The sequence below is a fragment of the Streptomyces sp. NPDC057428 genome, from assembly GCF_042803195.1.
Lineage (GTDB): Bacteria > Actinomycetota > Actinomycetes > Streptomycetales > Streptomycetaceae > Streptomyces.
Map to the genome: position 1 here is coordinate 1 of NZ_JBHVCT010000031.1, position 17,768 is coordinate 17,768.

The window sequence follows — 17,768 nt, forward strand, 5'->3', positions numbered from 1 at the left end:
CTCCGCCGGATACGGAGACTTACGTCCCACCAGGACACCCTTCCTCGGATCGAAAGATCCATTGTCAGAGTGTCCACACCACCGGGGTCACCTCGTGGTGGTCCGCCACCACCCGAAGACACATGTTTTCTGCCCGGCCTCTCAGGATACGGAGAGGCCCTTTCCCGCCTGGGTGTTTTGAGGGCACTGCATGCCTTTTGCCAAGCCTTGGTGCATAAATGCCTATTTTTGTTTGCCGACGGCAACAAACCTATCTACGGTTGCCTCAAGCAAAAAAATCAGGAGGTAGGTACCCATGGCGGAGAGGACGCAGTACGAAGAGCTGGTGCGTCAGTTCAGTGCTTTCGGCGCTGTGAAGCGGGAGTTGGGCCGCAATTTGCCGCCCGACTGCCTCGGCGGTTCCGTCGCCGTACTGACACTGATCGGTCGCCAAAGTAACATACGTATGAGAAGACTCGCGGAGCTGCTCGCCGTTGACATGTCGGTGACCAGCCGACATGTCACACATGCGGTCGACCGCGGTTGGATCGAACGGTCCCCCGACCCCGCTGACAAGCGCTCGCGCATCCTGCGTCTGACGCCTGAGGGACAGGAGCGGCTCGAAGAGATCGCCGAGCGGACCACTCAGCTGCTCTCTCACCGGCTGAGCGACTGGTCCGACGACGAGGTCGGCCAGCTGATCCTGCTTATGGCCCGTCTCAGGGCCAGCTTCGACGACCACGGTCCGGTCCCCGTACAGCCGGCCAGGAGCGCACCGTCCACCCGTACACCCTTGATCATCACGTGAAGAAGAGGAAGCCCGTGGCAACATCCACACCAGACGGTGTGCGGGCACACACCAAGCACGGAGGAGGCTCCTCCGACGCTGCTCCGATGACGCACCGGCAGATCATGGAGGCGCTCTCCGGGCTGCTGCTCGGCCTGTTCGCCGCCATCCTGTCGTCGACCATTGTCACCAACGCCCTTCCCGAGATCATCGGGGACCTCGGTGGCGGCCAGAGCGCCTACACCTGGGTCGTGACCTCCTCGCTGCTGGCAGTGACGGCGTCCACTCCCTTGTGGGGCAAGCTTGCCGACCTGTTCAGCAAGAAGACCCTGGTCCAGATAGCCCTGACCGTCTTCGTCCTCGGCTCAGTCGCAGCCGGCCTGGCACAGAATCCGGCGACGCTGATCGGCGCGCGGGTGATTCAGGGCCTGGGCGGTGGTGGTCTGTCGGCCCTGTCGCAGATCATCCTGGCCTCGATGATCGCCCCCCGCGAACGCGGGCGCTACTCCGGCTACCTCGGTGCCACCTTCGCCGTCGCCACCGTGGGCGGCCCGCTGCTCGGCGGCGTCATCACCGACACCAGCTGGCTCGGCTGGCGCTGGTGCCTCTACGTCGGCGTGCCCTTCGCAGCCGTCGCACTGGTCGTCCTGCAGAAGAGGCTGCACCTGCCCGTGGCCAGGCGGAAGGTCAAGGTCGACTGGGCCGGCGCCTTCTTCGTCACCGCGGCCGTCTGCCTGCTGCTGGTCTGGGTCACCTTCGCCGACGACAAGTACGCCTGGCTGTCCTGGCAGACGTACATCCTGGTCGGTGCCTCCGTGGTGCTGGCGCTGGTCTTCCTGTTCGTGGAGACGAGGGCCTCCGAGCCGATCATCCCGCTGCGCCTGTTCCGCAACCGCACCATCGCGCTGGCCTCGCTGGCCTCGCTGTTCGTCGGTATCGCGCTCTTCGCGGGCACCGTCTTCTTCAGCCAGTACTTCCAGCTCGCCCGCGGTGACTCCCCGACCCGGTCGGGCATCATGACCATCCCGTTCATCGGTGGTCTTTTCGTCTCGTCCACGCTCTCCGGCCAGATCATCACCAAGACCGGCAAGTGGAAGTCCTGGCTGCTGGCCGGCGGTGTTCTGCTGACAGCGGGTCTGGGTCTGCTGGGCACACTCCGGTACGACACCCCGTACTGGCACATCGCGATCTTCATGGCACTGATGGGTCTCGGCGTCGGAATGACGTTGCAGAACCTGGTGCTGTGCACGCAGAACCAGGTGGCTCCGGGTGACCTGGGCGCCGCCTCCTCCACGGTCACCTTCTTCCGGTCCCTGGGTGGCGCGGTGGGTGTCTCGGTGCTCGGCTCGGTCATGTCCACCCGGATCAGCCACTACGCCGCGGAGACCATCGGGCAGCTCAGCCCCCAGGAGCAGGTTGCGGCCGCCAAGGCCTCCGGCAGCGGCGCGATCCCCGACCTGGACCTGCTGCCGCCGGGGGTGCGCACCTGGCTGGAGAGCGCCTACGGGCACGGCATCGGCGACATCTTCCTGTACGTCGCGCCGGTCGCGCTGCTCGCGTTCCTGGTGACGCTGTTCATCAAGGAGGTCCCCCTGCGTGCCAAGGGCGCCCTCTCCCAGACTGCGGATGCCACGTCCGTGATGGCCTCCTCGGCGGCTCCGCTCCCGGCCGACGGGGCGTCCGAAGTGGCCTCCAAAGCTCCGGCCGAGCAGTCGGCGGCCACGCACCGTCCTGCCGCGGTCGACTCGACGGCCGGCCCGGAATTGGCCGGGGCTGCGCACGACTCCGGCGGCATCACGGTCGGAGGCTGCGTACGCGGCGCCGCGTACGCCCCCGTGCCGGGGGCGATCGTCACGCTGGTCTCCCAGGAGGGCCGACAGCTCGGCCGGTCGGTCGCCGAGGCCGACGGCTTCTACGCCGTTGATGTGCCGGCCACGGGGTCGTACGTCCTGATCGTCGGCGCCGACGGCTATCAGCCCCAGACCTCCAGGATCGCCGTGGTCGACGAACCAGTCGCCCACGACATCCTCCTCACCGACGTCAGCGACGCCGGCCACTGAGCGACGGGCTCCGCGCCCGAGCGGTCTGCGGGACGCGGCACGGGTTGCGGAGACCGACGCCGTATCCGTTTCCATCCCGTTCCTCCCCTCGGCCGACGTCGTTCGACTTCGGCCGGGGGGCGTCGCGGGCCACGGAAAGTGGACCCAAAGGTTCGGTTACTATGAACGGACTTAAAAGTCCGATTGTCACTCCGCCATGAACGGCGGATGTCCGCCCGGCGCCACACACCCGAGAGGGGCGGCATGAGATCTCCGGCGCACCACCAGGGTCCACCATGCGCCGACCTGGGTGTCACGCCCGCTTGACACTGCATCGGGCAGATCGGCCGAGTGTGGCGTTCACCGCGCCGAACTGCCGCACCGAGCCGGGACGCCACAACAGGCCGGGCCCCTCCGTCCCCGTCGGCGGGGCCCACCGCGAGACAATTACGTCACCGGTTAAAATGGTGACGAGGGTTCGGGTGTGCGACGCCGTAGCAACACGTAGTGAAAGGCGAAGGTCGGCTGCGAGATGGACGCGACAGTGCGCTACTCGATCCTCGGTACCGTGCGGGTACTGAGAGGCGACACCGAACTCGAGCCGGGTCCGCCGAAGCGACTGTCCCTGCTGTCCCTGCTGCTACTACGCGCACCCGGCCCCCTCACGCTGAGCGAGGCCGTGGACATACTGTGGGACGACGACCCCCCACCCAGTGCCGTCAACGTCGTACACCGCCACATCGGCGCGCTGCGCCGGACGCTGGAGCCGGAGCTGCGCAGCCGGACACAGGCGAAACACCTGGTACGCGCCGCCGACGGATACCGCCTGCAAGTCGACACCTCCACCTCCGACCTGCTGCGCTTCCGTGCCCTCCGCGCGCAGGCACAGCTCGCGGTCAAGGGCGGCGACCCCGCGCAGGGCGCCCAGGACTTCGTCGACGCGCTGCGTCTGTGGCGCGGCCCCGTTGCCGCCGCCGGCACCCACGTGTCCCAGCACCCCGTCTTCACCTCGGTCGGACACGAGTTCGTGGCGACGGCGAAGGAAGCCGCCGACGTCGTGCTGAGCGCGGCGCCCGCGTTGATCGAGGAGGTCCTGACGGTGCTACGGCGTGCCTTGGACTGCCACCCGTTCGACGAGGCCATCCACTCCCGGATCATCGCTGCCCTGGCGGCCACCGGCCGCCAGGCCGAGGCACTCCAGCAGTTCGAGAGCATCCGCCGCACGTTGGCCGAGGAACTCGAAGTCGAGCCGGGCTCCGGGCTGCGGGCCGCGCAGCAACATCTGCTGCGCCGCAGAGTGGGGCCGCGCAAGGACGCGCCGGAGCCACAGCCGAGGACGGTCCTCAGGCCGGCCCAGCTGCCCGCGGGCTGCGTGCCGTTCGCAGGCCGCCAGGAGGTGCTGCGGCAGTGCCTGGAGCTGCTGCCACTGGAGGACGAGAGGCGCCCGGCGACGATGACCGCAGCCATCTGCGGGATGGCGGGGGTCGGCAAGTCGACCTTGGCGGTGCACTGGGCCCACATGGTCTCCGACCGTTTCCCCGACGGGCAGATCCACATCGACCTCCAGGGCTACCACGCATCCCGGCCGCCCCTCGACCCGAGCCGGGCCATGGCCGAAGTGCTCGATGCGCTCGGCATCGTCCACGGCCCGGCTCAGACTCCCACCGCCCTCGGCGCGGCGTACCGCACCGCACTGGCCGGACGACGCCTGCTCATCGTGCTGGACGACGCCCGTGACTGCGAACAGGCACGTCCGCTGCTGCCCGCCACGCCGGGCTGTCTCGCCATCGTCACCAGTCGACGGCGGCTGGAGGGCCTGGCCGTCACGGACAACGCCCGAGTCATCACGCTGGATCCCATGACCTGCGAGGAGGGTCTCGAACTCCTCGACCGCCGACTGGGCGCCGACCGGATCAGGAACGAACGCCCCGCCGCCGAGGACATAGTCAAGCTGTGCGGAGGCCTGCCGCTCACGCTGGCCGTCGCCAGCACGCGGTCACTGCTTCAGCCGCGGTTCCCCCTGGCCTCGCTCGTGACCCAGCTGCGGGAGGACCGGAACAGCCTCGCCGCCCTGTCCAGTCGCGACGCCCGTACGGATACCCAAAGTGTCTTCTCACGCTCGTACGGAGCTCTGAGCAGTGGTGCCGCGCTGCTGTTCCGGCTGCTCAGCCTTCATCCCTCGCGGGACATCTCCGAGCCAGCCGCCGCCAGCCTGACCGGCACCGACCTGCGCACCGTGCGTGAGGACATCGCCGAACTGGCCGATCACCACATGCTCGTCGAACTCGTTCCGGGCCGTTACACCTGCCACGAGCTGCTGCGCAGCTACGCGGCGGCGTTGAGTGAGGTCCTGGACCCGCCGGGCCTGCGCTCCGACGCCCATGCCAGGATGTTCGAGCACTATCTGTACAGCGCCGATGCGGCGACCGCACTGCTCGCACCGCACCGCAGCACCGTGGTCCTGCCGCCTCCCCGCCCGGGGGTCCGGCCACAGCGGTTCCACGGACGCACGGAGGCCGCCGAGTGGATCGTCGCCGAGCAGCACCTGTTGCCGGCGCTCATCCAGGACATGGGGAACTGCCCCCGAGCCGAATCGTTCCGTCGGCAGCTCACCTCCACGCTGGAGATGTGTCTCGACGAGCCGACGCCGGCTCAGGCGACCTCGTCGAGCGGCTGCGCGGTACGGAGCTTGCGCAGCGCGTTGTGCTGACGGGACTTGACCGTTCCCGTCGGCACGCCGAGAATCCCTGCGGTCTCCTGTATGGTCCGGTCGCACAGGTAGATGTGGACCAGTACTGCGCGGTGTTCGGGGGAGAGCCGGCGCAGTAGATGCTTGGCCACCAGGGCGTCGCGCACCACCTTGGTGCCGTCGCCGCCGGACGCCGGGTCGTTGTAGGTGGTGCCCACTACCTCCCTGCGTGCGTGAGGTTTGCGCACCCAGTCGATGACCAGGTGGCGGGTCACGGTGAAGAGCCAGCCCCGAACCGAGCCCTCCATCCGCATCAGCCGGTCGATGTTCCGCCACGCACGGATGACCGTCTCCTGGACGACGTCCTCCGCGAGCCCGTGGTCGCCCAGCATCTTCTCGGCGTACGAGACAAGCCCGTCCCGGTGTTCCCTCATGATGGTGCCGAGCAGTTCTGCCCGGGTGGTTGTCGTGGGGGGCGTAACCATGGTCCTCTGAGCCGTCCTGGTTCTCTGTCATGCAGCGACCGGAGGCCGATGTAGCCCCCGCGTGCGCAATGTATGCAGAGCCGGCTGTCAGAAGAGTGCCGCACAAGTGACGCGGTGGTACCGCCCCAGCCAGATACCGGAAACACTCGGCAGGGCGGCCGGCCGCACACCCGAAGGACCGGCTGCCACCAGGCGACTTCCCGTCCTGACACTGTTCCCAGTGCACCACCACCGAAACCCGTCGGCCGCCAGGTGTCTCACGTCACGGCCACCGGGTGTCTCCCGTCGCCACGGAACGTCCGGCCGCACACACTCCTGGACACCGCAGGTCCCGCCCCCGAGGCCATCGCACACGGCGTCGCACACGCACAGGGCGACGATGGCGTCGCGGAGTTCCGCGGGCAGCGGACCGTTCCGGCCGGTGGACGGCGCCCCGGGGCGGCCCTGGCCCCACAGCGGCCGCTGCGGACGTGGCCGCTGGGGGACCGGGGATGGCGGCGCGGCTTCGCTTTCGGTGTGTGCACCACTCTCGACGACACCACTCAAGGCCGTGAACGGGCCGTCACCGACCGGGGTCCGGACACGCCGTCCGCGACCGCCTCGCTCCACGGCACCGGCGCCAGAGACTCCGCCAGGCGGGGCTCCACGGACATGACGATGGCCGTGGCACGTGCGGCGGCCTCGGTCCGAGCCGTCCTCCGGGCCTCCAGAACACTCTCGGCGAGATCCCGTGCCGACATCTCCCTGAACCGGTGACCGGTGAAGTGAACCGCCGAGACCCTGCCGTCCGCACCTACGGTGATCTCCACCGCTCCGTTCCTCGACTGTGCGGTGACCGTGAGCCCGCTCAGCTGCTCCCTGGCCCTGCTGAGGGCACGGTGCTGCGCGGCGAACTCGGCGAGGACCTGCTGCAAACGGCCTCCTGGTGACGGGTCCATCTCTGCTCCTGTGCCGGTGAAACCGCCCGGGGACGCCATGCCGTCACAACGGCCGTGCGAGGGCCCGTCGGCGTACTTCGCGGCAGGGTCGAGGGACGTGACGTGCCGCTCGTACCGACGCCGAGGCCGGTGCACCGGCCAGGTCGCGCCGGCGGCTGTGCGCATCGGCTCCCATATGGTCTCGCCTCTCCTCACATCCACTCGGGCGTCCGGCTTCCTGGGTCTCCGCCTGAGCGGAGGAAGGGGCGGGACGAGCGCGAGGTGCCGTGACGCCGGCAGCCTCCCGCTACAGAGGGGAAACGAGATATCGGCACGCCTGGTTCACACCTTCGGCCTCCTGGGGGCCGTCGGCAGGGCTTCGGGGCATTCTCCGGGCTCCGGCCGTCCGCCTTCCTGGCCCGCTCCGACAGGTATGCCCCGTGCCGATACATCACACGTACCATCGGCCTCGGATATGGGACACCCTTGCCCGGCATCACTTCACGGGACCGCATGGTGGCCGCCCGCAGCCCCGGCAGCGGGGCTTCGGCCCCGCGCAGCGCAGACACGGAGCCACGTTGGCCGTGGACGCCACCTTCCTGAGGGCCGAGCTGGACGCGGACGCCATCGTCGTGGGTATCGGTCCGGCGACCACGGAACTCGGAACAATGCGGACAGGAAGGGAACCGCCCCGGTCGTCCTTCCGGTGACCGGGGCGGCCCTTTCGGCGTCGAGTGCCCCTCCCGGCAAGCTTTGCCCCGTCGCGCCGCCCAGCACGCACGCTCGCTGCGTTGGCCAAAAGCCCTGGTAGCTCCGCTACAAGGACTTCCGGCCGCCTTGCGATCGCACGCACCGGCCGACGCTCCTGCCGGGCAAACATCGCCGGTCGCGGCACTAGCCGCGGGCCGTGGCCGCAGGCGCGTTGTACCCCTCCACCCGCAGGGCCGGCCGGCCCGAGGGCAGGGCGGTGGCGGGCCAGGACAGGGTGACCGTGCGGGACTCGCCGGGCAGCAGCCACAGGTAGTTGTCGCCGTAGAGCGTCGGCAGGACCCGGTCGCCGCCGTCGGCGTCCAGCAGGGACAGCCGCACCATCGCCGCGACCGCGGAGCCACGGTTGTGGACCGTGGCGGTGGTCTCCCGGCGGTTCCCGACGCGAGACACGTGCCCGATGGAGGCCCCGACCCTGACCTGCCGGGCGTGGTTGAGGGCGCGCATCGCCTCCGGAGTGCGGTAGCGCCAGTAAGTGTTGCGGGACAACACCCGGCTCGCGCCGTCCTCCAAGGTCAGCCGCAGCAGATGCAGATCGGGCAGGGCATCGGTGAAGGCCACAGTGAACGCCTCCGCCGTGGCCGCCGGTTCGACGTCGACGCGGGCGCTGCGGGCACTGCCGATACGCCGGCCGGCGAGGTTGAACACCTCGGCGGTGACCCTCGCGTGCCGCAGCGGCCGGCGGCCGTGGTTGACCGCGATGACCTGTCCCGAGACCGGGTCGGCCTGGACGTGCAGGGGCTCGCAGGCGACGCGGGCCCCGTAGTAGGCGCCGTTGACGTCGAAGTCGTAGTCGTAGGTCTGCCAGACGGTGCTGTGCCAGGCCGGGTGGGACATCCAGAGCATCAGCCCGCTGGCGTTGTCCCACAGGTGGGCGTTCCATGCCTCGAACATGGCACGGAAGTTCTCGTAGTTGACGAATTGCGCCTTTCGCGCGAAGTCGTCCAGGCCGGACGCGGTGCCGAGGCGCTTCTCGATGGCGGCCTTGTAGTTCTGCGGCGCCTGGTTTCCGCGTTCGCTCCAGTCGTGGTGGTACCAGGCCCCGCCGATCGGCCACTCCTTCTCGTCGCCCACCATGTTCCGGGTGCTCGCGGCGGTGGAGACGACCGGCATGCCGATCTCGGTGTGGAAGCCGAAGTCCTTGCTGCCGTAGGTGGCGGGATCGAAGTACCTCTCCGGCTCGACCCAGCCGTACGGGCCGCCGCCGGTGGCGATGCCGCCCGCGGAGTTGTTCTGGTAGAGGATGCCGGGCGCCTGCCTCTCGACCGCCTGCCGCATGCCCTCGTCGACGGCGGCCGGCGGGTCGCCCTCGTTGGCGCCGCACCAGACGGCGACGCTCGGATGGATGCGGTAACGCAGGACGGTGTCCCGGGCGACGGAGGTGAAGGCGTCGTGGTCTGGCGGGTCCATGGCCCAGGCGTTGGGAAAGTCGTTCCACACCAGGATGCCGTGCTCGTCGCAGGCGGCGTAGAACTCCTCGCGGTTGCTGCTGCCGACCCAATTGCGGATCATCGTGAAGTTCATGTCGCGGTGCATCCGCACGGCCGCGTCCATGCGGTCGGCGGGCATGCGGCGCAGCAGTTCGTCCCAGCCCCAGTTTCCGCCGCGGACCAGGACGCGGACGCCGTTGACGCTGATCTTCAAGGGGTCGGGGGTGTTGGTGACGGTCGTGACGTCGCTCCAGGAGTCCCCGTCGTCGGAGACCTGGATGGTGTACGTCTTCGGGTAGGCCTGCTCCCACAGGACCGCCACCCGGTCGAAGCGCTGCGCGGAACCCAGATCGACCTGGATCCACTGTTGGTCCTCGTATGCGGAGGCCCAGCGGGTGCCGGGGTTCCCGTCGGTGGCGTGAGCTGCCGGGTGGTCGGCCTCCTCGGTGGAGGCGTTCACCGTATGGCGCAGAGCGAGGTCGGTGCCCGGCCGGTCACTGTCGATGACGGTGAGGGACCACAGCGAGTTGCCCCAACTGGTGTGGCGCAGGCCGCAGGCGATACGGACGTGGCGGGCGGTGCGGGGGGCGAAGTCCGTCACGCGCAGGCTGGCGTCGCCACTGTTGAAGGGCAGCGGCACCGCGGTGTTGTCGACGGACTTCGCGTCCCGCCACTGGTCGCCGTCGTCGGAGACCTGCACGACGAAGGTCAGCGCGTACGCCTGTTCCCAGACCAGGTCGACCCGGTCGAAGGACTGCGTGGTTCCGAGGTCGACGCGGATCCACTGGTCGTCCTCGAAGGCGGAGGACCAGCGGGTGCCGGGGTCGCCGTCGGTGACGTTGCCCGCCGCGTGACCGTCCTCGTCGGTGCTGGAGGCCTCGGCCGGCGCGTGCAGGGCGAGGTCGGTGCCCGTGCGGGCACCGTCGAACACGGAAAGGGTCCACAGGGAACTCCCCCAGCCGGTGGCCCGGGTCAGGCAGCGGACCCTGACGTGCCGGGCGCGCTGCGCGCCGAGGTCGACGCTCTGGGTGCAGGCGTCCGCAGACGGCATAAAGGGCAGCGGGGTGTCGTACTCGTAGCCGAACTGACGTATGCCGAAGCGGGTGGTGCGCCGGTCGCTCTCGGCGCCGTCGGACTCGACGGTCAGGGTGAGGTCGTGCAGGGCGGGTTCGCCCAAGCCGTTGGGCCACCACAGGCGGGGGTCGCGCACGCGCAGCCGGCTGAAGGCGTCGGGGGTGAAGGTGACCTCGGTGTCGCCGCCCGCAGGGACGGTCACCGTGCGGGAGACGCGCACGCCGTCGAAGGAGGCCGAGACGGTCACCCGGTGCTCGGCGGAGTCGGCGTTGCGGACCGGGACGGTGATCGTGAGCTCGGCGACCGACAGGTCGGGCAGGCCGGGCAGCGCGGTGTCCACGCGGGGGTCCCCGATCACGAGGTGACCGGTGGAGCGCAGCCGCACGTGGTTCCAGATGCCGGCGCCGCGGTCGCGGACGGCGGGCATCCAGTCCCAGCCCGAGGACGCCAGGTACGTCGGCGAGTTGGAGTTCATCTGGTTGGCACCAGCATCCACCCATGCCTCGCCCGCTGGACCCTTGTCACCGGGGCTGCCGGGCACCGGCATCGGGGTGATCCGCACGGCTAGGGCGTTGCGGCCCCGGTCGGCGAGGATGCGGGTGACGTCGTGCGCGGAGCGGGCGAAGGGGAACGTCACCTCGCCCACCGCACTGCCGTTGAGCCAGACCTCCGCCTTGTGGTTGACGCCGTCGAACTCCAGCCACAGGTGCCGGCCCTTGCCGGTGCGCAGTCCGCGGGGCAGGTCGAAATCCCGCTTGTACCACCAGGAATGCCGGGACAGCGCCTCTGGGACGTGCAGGTTGTTCAGGCCGGCGACGGGGTCAGGCAGCATGCCCTGCTCGACGAGGGAGCCGAGCACGGTGCCGGGGACGGTGGCGGGCAGCCAGCGGCTGGTGTCGACGTCCGGTCCGGACAGGCTCGCGCCGTCGACGCCGGCCCAGTCGTCGAGGGTGAGCGTCCATCCCGACTCCAGCGGCACGGTGCCGTCGGCCGCGACGGCCAGCTCGGGGGCCGCGCCGCGGTGCGTCCCCCAGTCGGTCCAGCCGGTGGCACCGGGACGGTGACCCGCCACGGCGCCGTACACCTCGAACCCGTTGAGGCCGAGCGGATTGGGGTTGGAACGTTTGCGGGCGGTCATGCGCACCCAGCGGGCGGCGACCGGCTCGGGCAGCGGGATGTCGACGATGCCGCCGGTTCCGGCGGTGGTGCGGTACACGCCGGTCCAGGAGTGGTGGTCCCGGGACGTCTCGACGACGAACTCCGTCGCGTAGCTGGAGAGGAGTTCCCTGCCGGTGGTCCCCTGGCGCGGGTTGCCTTCGGAGCGCGGGGTGAACACAGGGTCGCTCGCGTCGGCCTCGAAGGTCAGCCGTATCCGGTCGACCCGGCAGTCGGCCTGGAGATCGACCGAGATCCACTGGGGGTCGCCCGCCTCCGCACGCCAGCCGGTCCCGCGGACGCCCTGCGCGGGGATGCCGTCCACCGCGAACTCGGCGGGTGCGGGCGCGTAGGCCTGGGAGGAGACTTCGACGGGGCGCCAGGCGGCGATCTCCCCGGACGCCGCCGGGGCCCCGGGTCCCTTCGCGGTGCGTTCGGCGGCCCCTGCGGCCGTCGAGAAGCCCGTACCGAGGCCGAACCCGGCCAGCAGTGCTGAGCCGGTGACAACGACGGAGCGCCGGGAGGGGCGCGCGGGCGGCCTCGCCTGATCAGCCATGGGTGAGTCGTCCAATCACAGGTCGGTCCGAAGGACACGCGTGGCACGGCCAAGCGCCTCGTGCAGCCCTGACAACGTTGCCATAGGCTCCGACGGCAAAGGATCCCTGTCAAGGCCCTGGAGAGGCCGGGCTGTTTTTGCCTGAGGTCGGGAGTATTCGCTCCCGTGTGACCGGGTACATGCGTCTTGTCACACACATATGCCGCTGCGTCTTCGTCGCTCCGGCCGCGCACCTGGATTCGCGGCTGTTCACACATATCTCCGACCGCCGAGCACTGGACGAGAAGGGACGCCTGAACGGTCAGGACCGGCCCAGGCACCCTCATCTCGGCGGGGCCGGCTACGTCGCGTTCGCCTCTCCCCCGCTCTTCAGCTACCGGCGTTTGCCGGGCATGTCGCCGTACGCACGGGCAAGACCGGCGGAACGCAAGGCCGCCGACCGGCTCCACAGCCGGGCCTCGTTCGGCTTGCCGGCCTATGACACGTCCGCCGGTCCGCGCTGCGTCTGCGCCACCCCACAGGAGCGATTCGGCTACTCGTGACCCGAGTCCGGGCGGCTTTTGCGGATCGAGGACGTGACGGTGCGGGGGCCTGATCGACGAGCAGGAACCCCTGTACCCGTGGGCCTCTGCGACGGGACCGAGGTGTGCGGGCCCGGCGCCTCGTCCCGGGCGGACCTCACTCGGACAGACCGGGGCAGATTCGGGCCGTGGCACCCTCCCTGTCACACGTATGCACATTTTGGGTGTAGGGTCCCACCATCCCCGAGGCGCTCTTGGATGTCCCTAGCGTTTCGCGTGCCCGCGCGGCGTCCGTGCGCCGCCCCGCCCTCGCAGAATCCCTCTTCCAGGAGCTGTTCACCATGAGCGAGTTCCCCTCGCCGCCGCCCGTCCCCCAGGACCGTCAGTTCGTCCTCGGCCAGCATCTGAGCCTCTCCATCCTCACCTCAGCGGAGGAGACCGACGGCCGTCACGACCTGTCCGACATCACGCTGCCCAGTGGCGCCGGGACGCCGCTGCATCTCCACACCGGCTACGAGGAGCGCATCTGGGTCGTCTCCGGGGCCCTGACAGTCTGGGCCGGTCCGGACACCTTCACGCTGCGGTCCGGCGACTTCTACGCGATCCCGATGAACACGCCCCACACCATCAAGGCCGGAGCGGACGGCGCGCGGACACTCAACATCACCTCGCCCGGCAAGTTCGCGGAGCTGATCCGCCGCAGTGGCACACCCGCTCATCTGGCCACGGCGGACACCGAGTGGGACATGGGCCTGTTCCAGGCCCTCACCGAGGAGCTGGGGGACGTCATCCTCGGCCCGCCCGGAGCCACGCCGGCCGACCTGGAGCGCGCCGCCGAGTGACACGGCCGGGCGTGCGTCACCGCCGGAGCGGACGGTTCTCGCCTGGTGCCCGCCCACCGCACCTGCCTGCGTCCCCCCGCGACACGCAGGCACGTGCACGCATCGACAGGAACGGAACGCCATGCCCAAGGTACTGCGCGACCACATCGTCCGCGTCGAGGCCGAGGTGTACTCGGTCTCGGGCAGCAACACCAACTGGGTGATCGTCAAGGACGGTGACAGCTGCACCCTGATCGACACCGGCTACCCCGGCGACCACGAGGCCCTGCTCGCCTCGCTGGACGCCGTCGGGATGACCCCGGAGTCCGTGGCCGCGATTCTGGTCACCCACGCCCACAACGACCACATCGGCTCGGTCGAACGTCTGCGGGCCACCCACGGTACGCCGGTGCTCATGCACAGGGAGGAGGTACCGCACGCGCGTCGCGACTTCCTCGACCAGGTGTCCATCGGGCAGGTTCTCGCCCAGGCGTGGCGGCCAGGTGTGCTCCCCTGGGCCGTGCACGCCCTGCGCGCCGGGGGAACCACCCCCGTACCCGTGCACGGCCCTCGCCGCTTTCCCGCCCCGGGGGCGCTCGACCTGCCCGGAACGCCCGTGCCCGTGCACACGCCGGGTCACACCAGAGGGCACTGTGCGTACTACCTCCCGGGCAGCGGCATCCTGGTCAGCGGCGACGCCCTCGTGACGGCCCACCCCACCTCGCGTGTCACTGGTCCCCAGTTGCTGCCTGCCATGTTCCACGCCGACCGCGTCCGGGCGCTCGACGCCCTGACCGTCATCGAGGGTGTGGACGCGGATGTCCTCGTACCCGGCCACGGGCCGGTGCACCGCGGCTCCGTGAAGGCGGCGGCCAGCGCAGCACGTGAGCGTGCGGCGCGATAGCTCCGGGACCGGAAACGGCCAGTCGAAACCCGGCAACGGGACGGTGGGTAGCCGCCCAGGGCCCACTCCCCGGGTTGGCAGCGTCTCGGCGAAAACACCGGAATCCGACATGTATCCCGTGAAGGACTGATGCGGGCGGTTCGACGACACCGTTTCGCGGGCATGTCTCTTCTGGAGGTCCATATATGTGCATGAGCCGATCACGGGCACCGAGCGGGCCAGGCAGGGTATTGCCTCCCCGTACGGCACAGGGTGTACCGGCGATTCCTGTCACCGAGACATGCGCAGTCGGCTGTCTGGCGGCGTTGCACTTTTCTGCATATCCGCTACTGCGTGGGTACCATGCGCAGCATCATCCAATACGAGGGAGTGAACGGTTGTGACCAGCCAATCAGCCGCCACGCTCCGAACGCGGTACGTCGAACAAGCCGCGTCGGACCTGGAGACAAACCGTCGTCTGCAGCAGGAACTTGCCGAGAAAATCACTGCGCTGAAGGAGGAGGAAGCCCTCCTGTCGGACATCATGCATCTCGCCGAGCGGTACGAAGGTTCCTCGGACCCGTCCCGTCTGCCCGAGCAGGCACAGCACGAGCCCGCGCTCACACAGGCGAAGCGAGGTGCCGCGGGCACCTCCTCCCTCGGCAGGACGGCGCCCCGGCACTCCGCGCCGGCCAAGGCCTCCGAGAAGACGGCCGCGAAGGGGAAGTCGCGCCAGCCTCTGCTCGGAGATCTGTTGATGGACCTGCTCCGTACATATGAGGAGCCTCGTCTCGCCAATGAACTGCGTGACGAGCTCCTGGAGAGGCACCCGAACCGGACGCCGACGCCACAGGTCGTACGCAACACCCTTGAGTCGCTTGTTGCCAAGGGCCGTATCCGCCGCCACAAGCAGCAGCGCTCGGTGATGTACTCCCCCGTCGGTGACTCCCGAGGCTAGACCGCCACCACGGGGGCCGAGGCTGACCCTCACACCGGTCACCAGGACTGAGTAGGACGGCGTGGGACCGGGCTGAACACGTACCTTCCCTCGTACCAGGGCAGCGCGCGGGAGCGGGTTCGGCTTCCTTTCCCGGGACGGGCCGGAAAGGAAGCCGCTTGTGGGGCACGGGCAGGACGTAGAGGAGCGGTGGGCGAGAACCCGTGCTGTGGCCGAGGAGGGTGGGAACGGGAGCGGCCCAGCCGTCGAACAGAGCCGGAAGGTTCGATCGCACAGCCTCGGTCCGGGTCCGGGGACTTGCGGACCCGGGCGTACACCCCTGTCGTGGCCGCTGTTGCACCGGGCGACGGGGGCTCGGTTCACACCCTGCACGGCCACGGAGCCGTTGCCGACGAGCCGGACTGGGCCAGGGGGCGGGTGGGGACCTCCCCCCGAACGGTAGACACCCAAGATCCGGCTCTGATGAGAGTCGGGAGAGGGTGACCCTTTATGGTGATGAAGGCCTACCCGTCCGAGTTCAAGGCTGACGCCGTCGCGCTGAACCTGTCGGATCCGGACCACACCTAATCCTCGGTGGGGCAGGACCTGGGGATCAGCCGGGAGACACTGCGCAACTGGGTACGTACGGCCCGGGCCCGCGGTGATCTCCGCAGTACCACCGGGAAGAACGTGACCAGCACCACCGCCGAGACACACGAGGCGTCTTCCCGCCGATCGTTGCGTGGGCGCGAACGCCCACGGCATGGTTGCCGCTGCCCCCCGCAGGTGACACACGTATGCCGCGTAGGATGTCTGGCGACTGCGCTGGTCGTCTGCCTGTCTGGTCCTGCGTCCACGCTCTCGTAGAAGGCAGGAACCAGCCTCGGTGAGATGTCAAACGTATTCTCTGAGGCACACCCACCCGATGATCCCCGTGCGCGAGGTGACACTGCGGCCGGGGGCGTGACGTGAATCACGCACCGGATCTCGAACTCTGGGCCCCCCTTTCCAACGTCGTTTCGGTGTCAGGCAGACCCACACAGATGGGGAGACCCCCATGCGCACCACGGCATATTTGACCGACGGCCCCCGGTCGAGCACCGGCCCCCTCCTCCAGGGCACTCACTCCTTCGGAGTGGGGGGGATCCTCCAGCGTTACCACGTCCACGGCACCGGCCCGGTGTGCCTGGTGCACTCGGGAGGCCCTGGCATCTTCTGGGACTACCTGCGCATGCCGGCACTCGAGGAACACTTGACCATGGTGTATCTGGAGCCGATAGGCACCGGTGAGTCCGGTCGGCTCCCGTCACATCCGCATGGCTACACGAGAGAGCGGTACAGCCGCTTCGTTGAGCAGGTGATCAACCGGCTCGGGGTGCCCAAGGTGCATCTGCTGGGGCATTCGCACGGCGCGTTCGTCGCGGCTCACCACGCCCTGACCCGCCCGGGACGGCTGGCCGGCGTCATTCTGTACGAGGGTGCGCCCGTCACGGGCGCGGAGCACGGCACCGAGGCAGCGCGAAGGGTCGAGGAGTTCGCGGCCCGGCACGCCGGTCATCCCGGCCTCCCTGATGTGCTCGCCGCATTCAGCGCGATGTCCTCGATCTCCGACGACGAGTCGACCGTGATGGTCGCCCGGGGCGTGCTGCCGTCGTACTTCGCAGACTACTGGGGCCAGGAGGGGCGGCTGGCCCCGTTCCGGGACGCGGTGCGGGCCACGTACATCTCAGGGCTGGACGAGTGTCTCTCCCCCGAGACCATCGACGACCGCGCCGCGCTCAGGGAGCTGGCTGTGCCGGCACTGGTGGTCGTGGGCCGGCACGACGTGATCTGCGGTCCGCGCTGGGGCGAGGAACTGCACAAGCTGATTCCCGGCTCACGGCTTCGGGTGCTGGAGAACAGCGGGCACATGGGGCACATCGAGGAGCCCGAGCTGTTCGCCGGCACGGTCCGTGATTTCGTCAGTGAGACCGCTGGGCCGGGGGCCGGTGCCGCGTAAGGACGTGGGGACGCACCATCGTGCGGGGACCCTGGCCCGGCGGAGCCGACCCGGCGCCGCCTCTCCGGGAGTTCAGGGCGCCGATGTGGCTATGGCCACCGAACCGCTCTGTGAGCGCGGGGTCTTCGACCCCGGTTTCCTGGGTTCGACGGTGCGTGGGTCGACCGCTTCTCCGGGGGCACCTTCGCGGTAGAGGCCGGCGGGAGAACGCCCGGCTGAAGGGGACAACGAGATCCTCCGGAAAGCCGCCGCCTATTTCGCGCGGGAGACCGACACGGTGATCCGCTTCCGTTTCGTCGACGAACACAGAGGCGCCCACAGGGTGAAGCGGATGTGTGATGTTCTCGGCTGGGACCGCTCCGGCTACTACGCCTGGCACCAGAACAAGGAGGCGCGGCAGGAGAAGGTCAATACGGAGGAGGGTCTGGCCTGCCGTATCCGGGAGATCCATACCGATTCCCGGGGGAGCTTACGGGCCCTACGGATCACCCGGAAACTCCGGGACCAGGGTCACGTGGTGAACCGCAAGCGCGTCGCCCGGATCATGCGGGAGCGTGAAATCGCCGGGATAACGCGACGGAAGTCGCGGTCGCTGACGCGACAGGACCGCACGGCGCCGCCGCACCGGATCTGATCCTGCGGGACTTCACCGCGCCGCAGGCGAGGATCCGCTGCCATCAACGGCTGGACCTCGCGGCATATGACGGAAGTGTCGGAACCTGAGGGGT

Annotated in this window: 12 protein-coding genes and 3 pseudogenes; 11 read left to right on the forward strand and 4 right to left on the reverse strand. The window is 69.3% G+C overall.

Going from position 1 to position 17,768, the window contains the following annotated elements; translation table 11 throughout:
- Positions 1–295 precede the first annotated feature (295 nt).
- The 3 genes from ACFU5K_RS14865 to ACFU5K_RS14875 all read left to right on the forward strand — a co-directional run bounded on the left by ACFU5K_RS14865 (position 296) and on the right by ACFU5K_RS14875 (position 5,515).
- Positions 296–787 carry a MarR family winged helix-turn-helix transcriptional regulator gene (locus ACFU5K_RS14865; RefSeq protein ID WP_384060873.1) on the forward strand — a complete coding sequence of 164 codons (492 nt, stop codon included), beginning with the start codon at positions 296–298 and terminating at the stop codon, positions 785–787.
- A gap of 86 nt (positions 788–873) precedes the next feature.
- Positions 874–2,826 (forward strand): MFS transporter, encoded by a 1,953-nt coding sequence (locus ACFU5K_RS14870; RefSeq protein ID WP_384060876.1) that lies wholly within the window; start codon positions 874–876, stop codon positions 2,824–2,826.
- Positions 2,827–3,337: 511 nt separating this feature from the next.
- Positions 3,338–5,515, forward strand: a complete 2,178-nt coding sequence (locus ACFU5K_RS14875) for a BTAD domain-containing putative transcriptional regulator (RefSeq protein WP_384060879.1) — start codon at positions 3,338–3,340, stop codon at positions 5,513–5,515.
- Here the strand turns inward: ACFU5K_RS14875 and ACFU5K_RS14880 are convergent.
- Positions 5,458–5,979: a sigma-70 family RNA polymerase sigma factor gene (locus ACFU5K_RS14880; RefSeq protein WP_384060881.1), complete on the reverse strand. Its 522-nt coding sequence runs from the start codon at positions 5,977–5,979 to the stop codon at positions 5,458–5,460. The two genes, ACFU5K_RS14875 and ACFU5K_RS14880, sit on opposite strands and share 58 nt — an antisense overlap.
- Before the next feature lie 542 nt (positions 5,980–6,521).
- Entirely contained in the window at positions 6,522–6,893 is a 372-nt protein-coding gene (locus ACFU5K_RS14885) for a YbaB/EbfC family nucleoid-associated protein (RefSeq protein WP_384060883.1), read from the reverse strand.
- A 516-nt stretch (positions 6,894–7,409) separates the two neighbouring features.
- On the opposite strand from ACFU5K_RS14885, the pseudogene ACFU5K_RS14890 reads away from it, so the two are divergent.
- Positions 7,410–7,567: pseudogene (locus tag ACFU5K_RS14890) on the forward strand (6-carboxytetrahydropterin synthase); the annotation flags it as partial.
- Between the two features lie 223 nt (positions 7,568–7,790).
- Here the strand turns inward: ACFU5K_RS14890 and ACFU5K_RS14895 are convergent.
- Complete coding sequence (locus tag ACFU5K_RS14895) at positions 7,791–11,879, reverse strand: discoidin domain-containing protein (protein ID WP_384060887.1); 4,089 nt, start codon at positions 11,877–11,879, stop codon at positions 7,791–7,793.
- Positions 11,880–12,058: 179 nt separating this feature from the next.
- Here ACFU5K_RS14895 and ACFU5K_RS14900 point away from each other — a divergent pair, with 179 nt between their 5' ends.
- The 6 genes and pseudogenes from ACFU5K_RS14900 to ACFU5K_RS14925 all read left to right on the forward strand — a co-directional run bounded on the left by ACFU5K_RS14900 (position 12,059) and on the right by ACFU5K_RS14925 (position 17,040).
- Entirely contained in the window at positions 12,059–12,421 is a 363-nt protein-coding gene (locus tag ACFU5K_RS14900; protein WP_384060890.1) for a hypothetical protein, read from the forward strand.
- A 320-nt stretch (positions 12,422–12,741) separates the two neighbouring features.
- On the forward strand, positions 12,742–13,242 hold the full coding sequence (locus tag ACFU5K_RS14905; RefSeq protein ID WP_384060892.1) for a cupin domain-containing protein: 501 nt from the start codon (positions 12,742–12,744) through the stop codon (positions 13,240–13,242).
- 121 nt (positions 13,243–13,363) lie between these two features.
- Positions 13,364–14,125, forward strand: coding sequence for an MBL fold metallo-hydrolase (locus ACFU5K_RS14910; protein ID WP_384060895.1), 762 nt, complete (start codon positions 13,364–13,366; stop codon positions 14,123–14,125).
- Between the two features lie 379 nt (positions 14,126–14,504).
- Positions 14,505–15,062, forward strand: a complete 558-nt coding sequence (locus ACFU5K_RS14915; protein ID WP_384060898.1) for a hypothetical protein — start codon at positions 14,505–14,507, stop codon at positions 15,060–15,062.
- Between the two features lie 489 nt (positions 15,063–15,551).
- Positions 15,552–15,794, forward strand: a pseudogene (locus ACFU5K_RS14920) (transposase); the annotation flags it as partial.
- A 304-nt stretch (positions 15,795–16,098) separates the two neighbouring features.
- Positions 16,099–17,040: an alpha/beta fold hydrolase gene (locus ACFU5K_RS14925; RefSeq protein ID WP_384060901.1), complete on the forward strand. Its 942-nt coding sequence runs from the start codon at positions 16,099–16,101 to the stop codon at positions 17,038–17,040.
- A 72-nt stretch (positions 17,041–17,112) separates the two neighbouring features.
- Here ACFU5K_RS14925 and ACFU5K_RS14930 read toward each other — a convergent pair.
- Positions 17,113–17,244 (reverse strand): annotated as a pseudogene (locus ACFU5K_RS14930) (DUF6009 family protein); the annotation flags it as partial.
- Positions 17,245–17,371: 127 nt separating this feature from the next.
- Here ACFU5K_RS14930 and ACFU5K_RS14935 point away from each other — a divergent pair.
- Positions 17,372–17,674: an IS3 family transposase gene (locus ACFU5K_RS14935; protein WP_384060904.1), complete on the forward strand. Its 303-nt coding sequence runs from the start codon at positions 17,372–17,374 to the stop codon at positions 17,672–17,674.
- Positions 17,675–17,768: the final 94 nt, after the last annotated feature.

What these genes read in the sequence shown, in the direction of transcription:
- ACFU5K_RS14865 (WP_384060873.1), top strand. Translation starts at nt 296, where the DNA reads ATGGCGGAGAGGACGCAGTACGAAGAGCTGGTGCGTCAGTTCAGTGCT.
- ACFU5K_RS14870 (WP_384060876.1), top strand. Translation starts at nt 874, where the DNA reads ATGACGCACCGGCAGATCATGGAGGCGCTCTCCGGGCTGCTGCTCGGC.
- ACFU5K_RS14875 (WP_384060879.1), top strand. Translation starts at nt 3,338, where the DNA reads ATGGACGCGACAGTGCGCTACTCGATCCTCGGTACCGTGCGGGTACTG.
- ACFU5K_RS14880 (WP_384060881.1), bottom strand. Translation starts at nt 5,979, where the DNA reads ATGGTTACGCCCCCCACGACAACCACCCGGGCAGAACTGCTCGGCACC.
- ACFU5K_RS14895 (WP_384060887.1), bottom strand. Translation starts at nt 11,879, where the DNA reads ATGGCTGATCAGGCGAGGCCGCCCGCGCGCCCCTCCCGGCGCTCCGTC.
- ACFU5K_RS14900 (WP_384060890.1), top strand. Translation starts at nt 12,059, where the DNA reads ATGCGTCTTGTCACACACATATGCCGCTGCGTCTTCGTCGCTCCGGCC.
- ACFU5K_RS14905 (WP_384060892.1), top strand. Translation starts at nt 12,742, where the DNA reads ATGAGCGAGTTCCCCTCGCCGCCGCCCGTCCCCCAGGACCGTCAGTTC.
- ACFU5K_RS14910 (WP_384060895.1), top strand. Translation starts at nt 13,364, where the DNA reads ATGCCCAAGGTACTGCGCGACCACATCGTCCGCGTCGAGGCCGAGGTG.
- ACFU5K_RS14925 (WP_384060901.1), top strand. Translation starts at nt 16,099, where the DNA reads ATGCGCACCACGGCATATTTGACCGACGGCCCCCGGTCGAGCACCGGC.
- ACFU5K_RS14935 (WP_384060904.1), top strand. Translation starts at nt 17,372, where the DNA reads ATGTGTGATGTTCTCGGCTGGGACCGCTCCGGCTACTACGCCTGGCAC.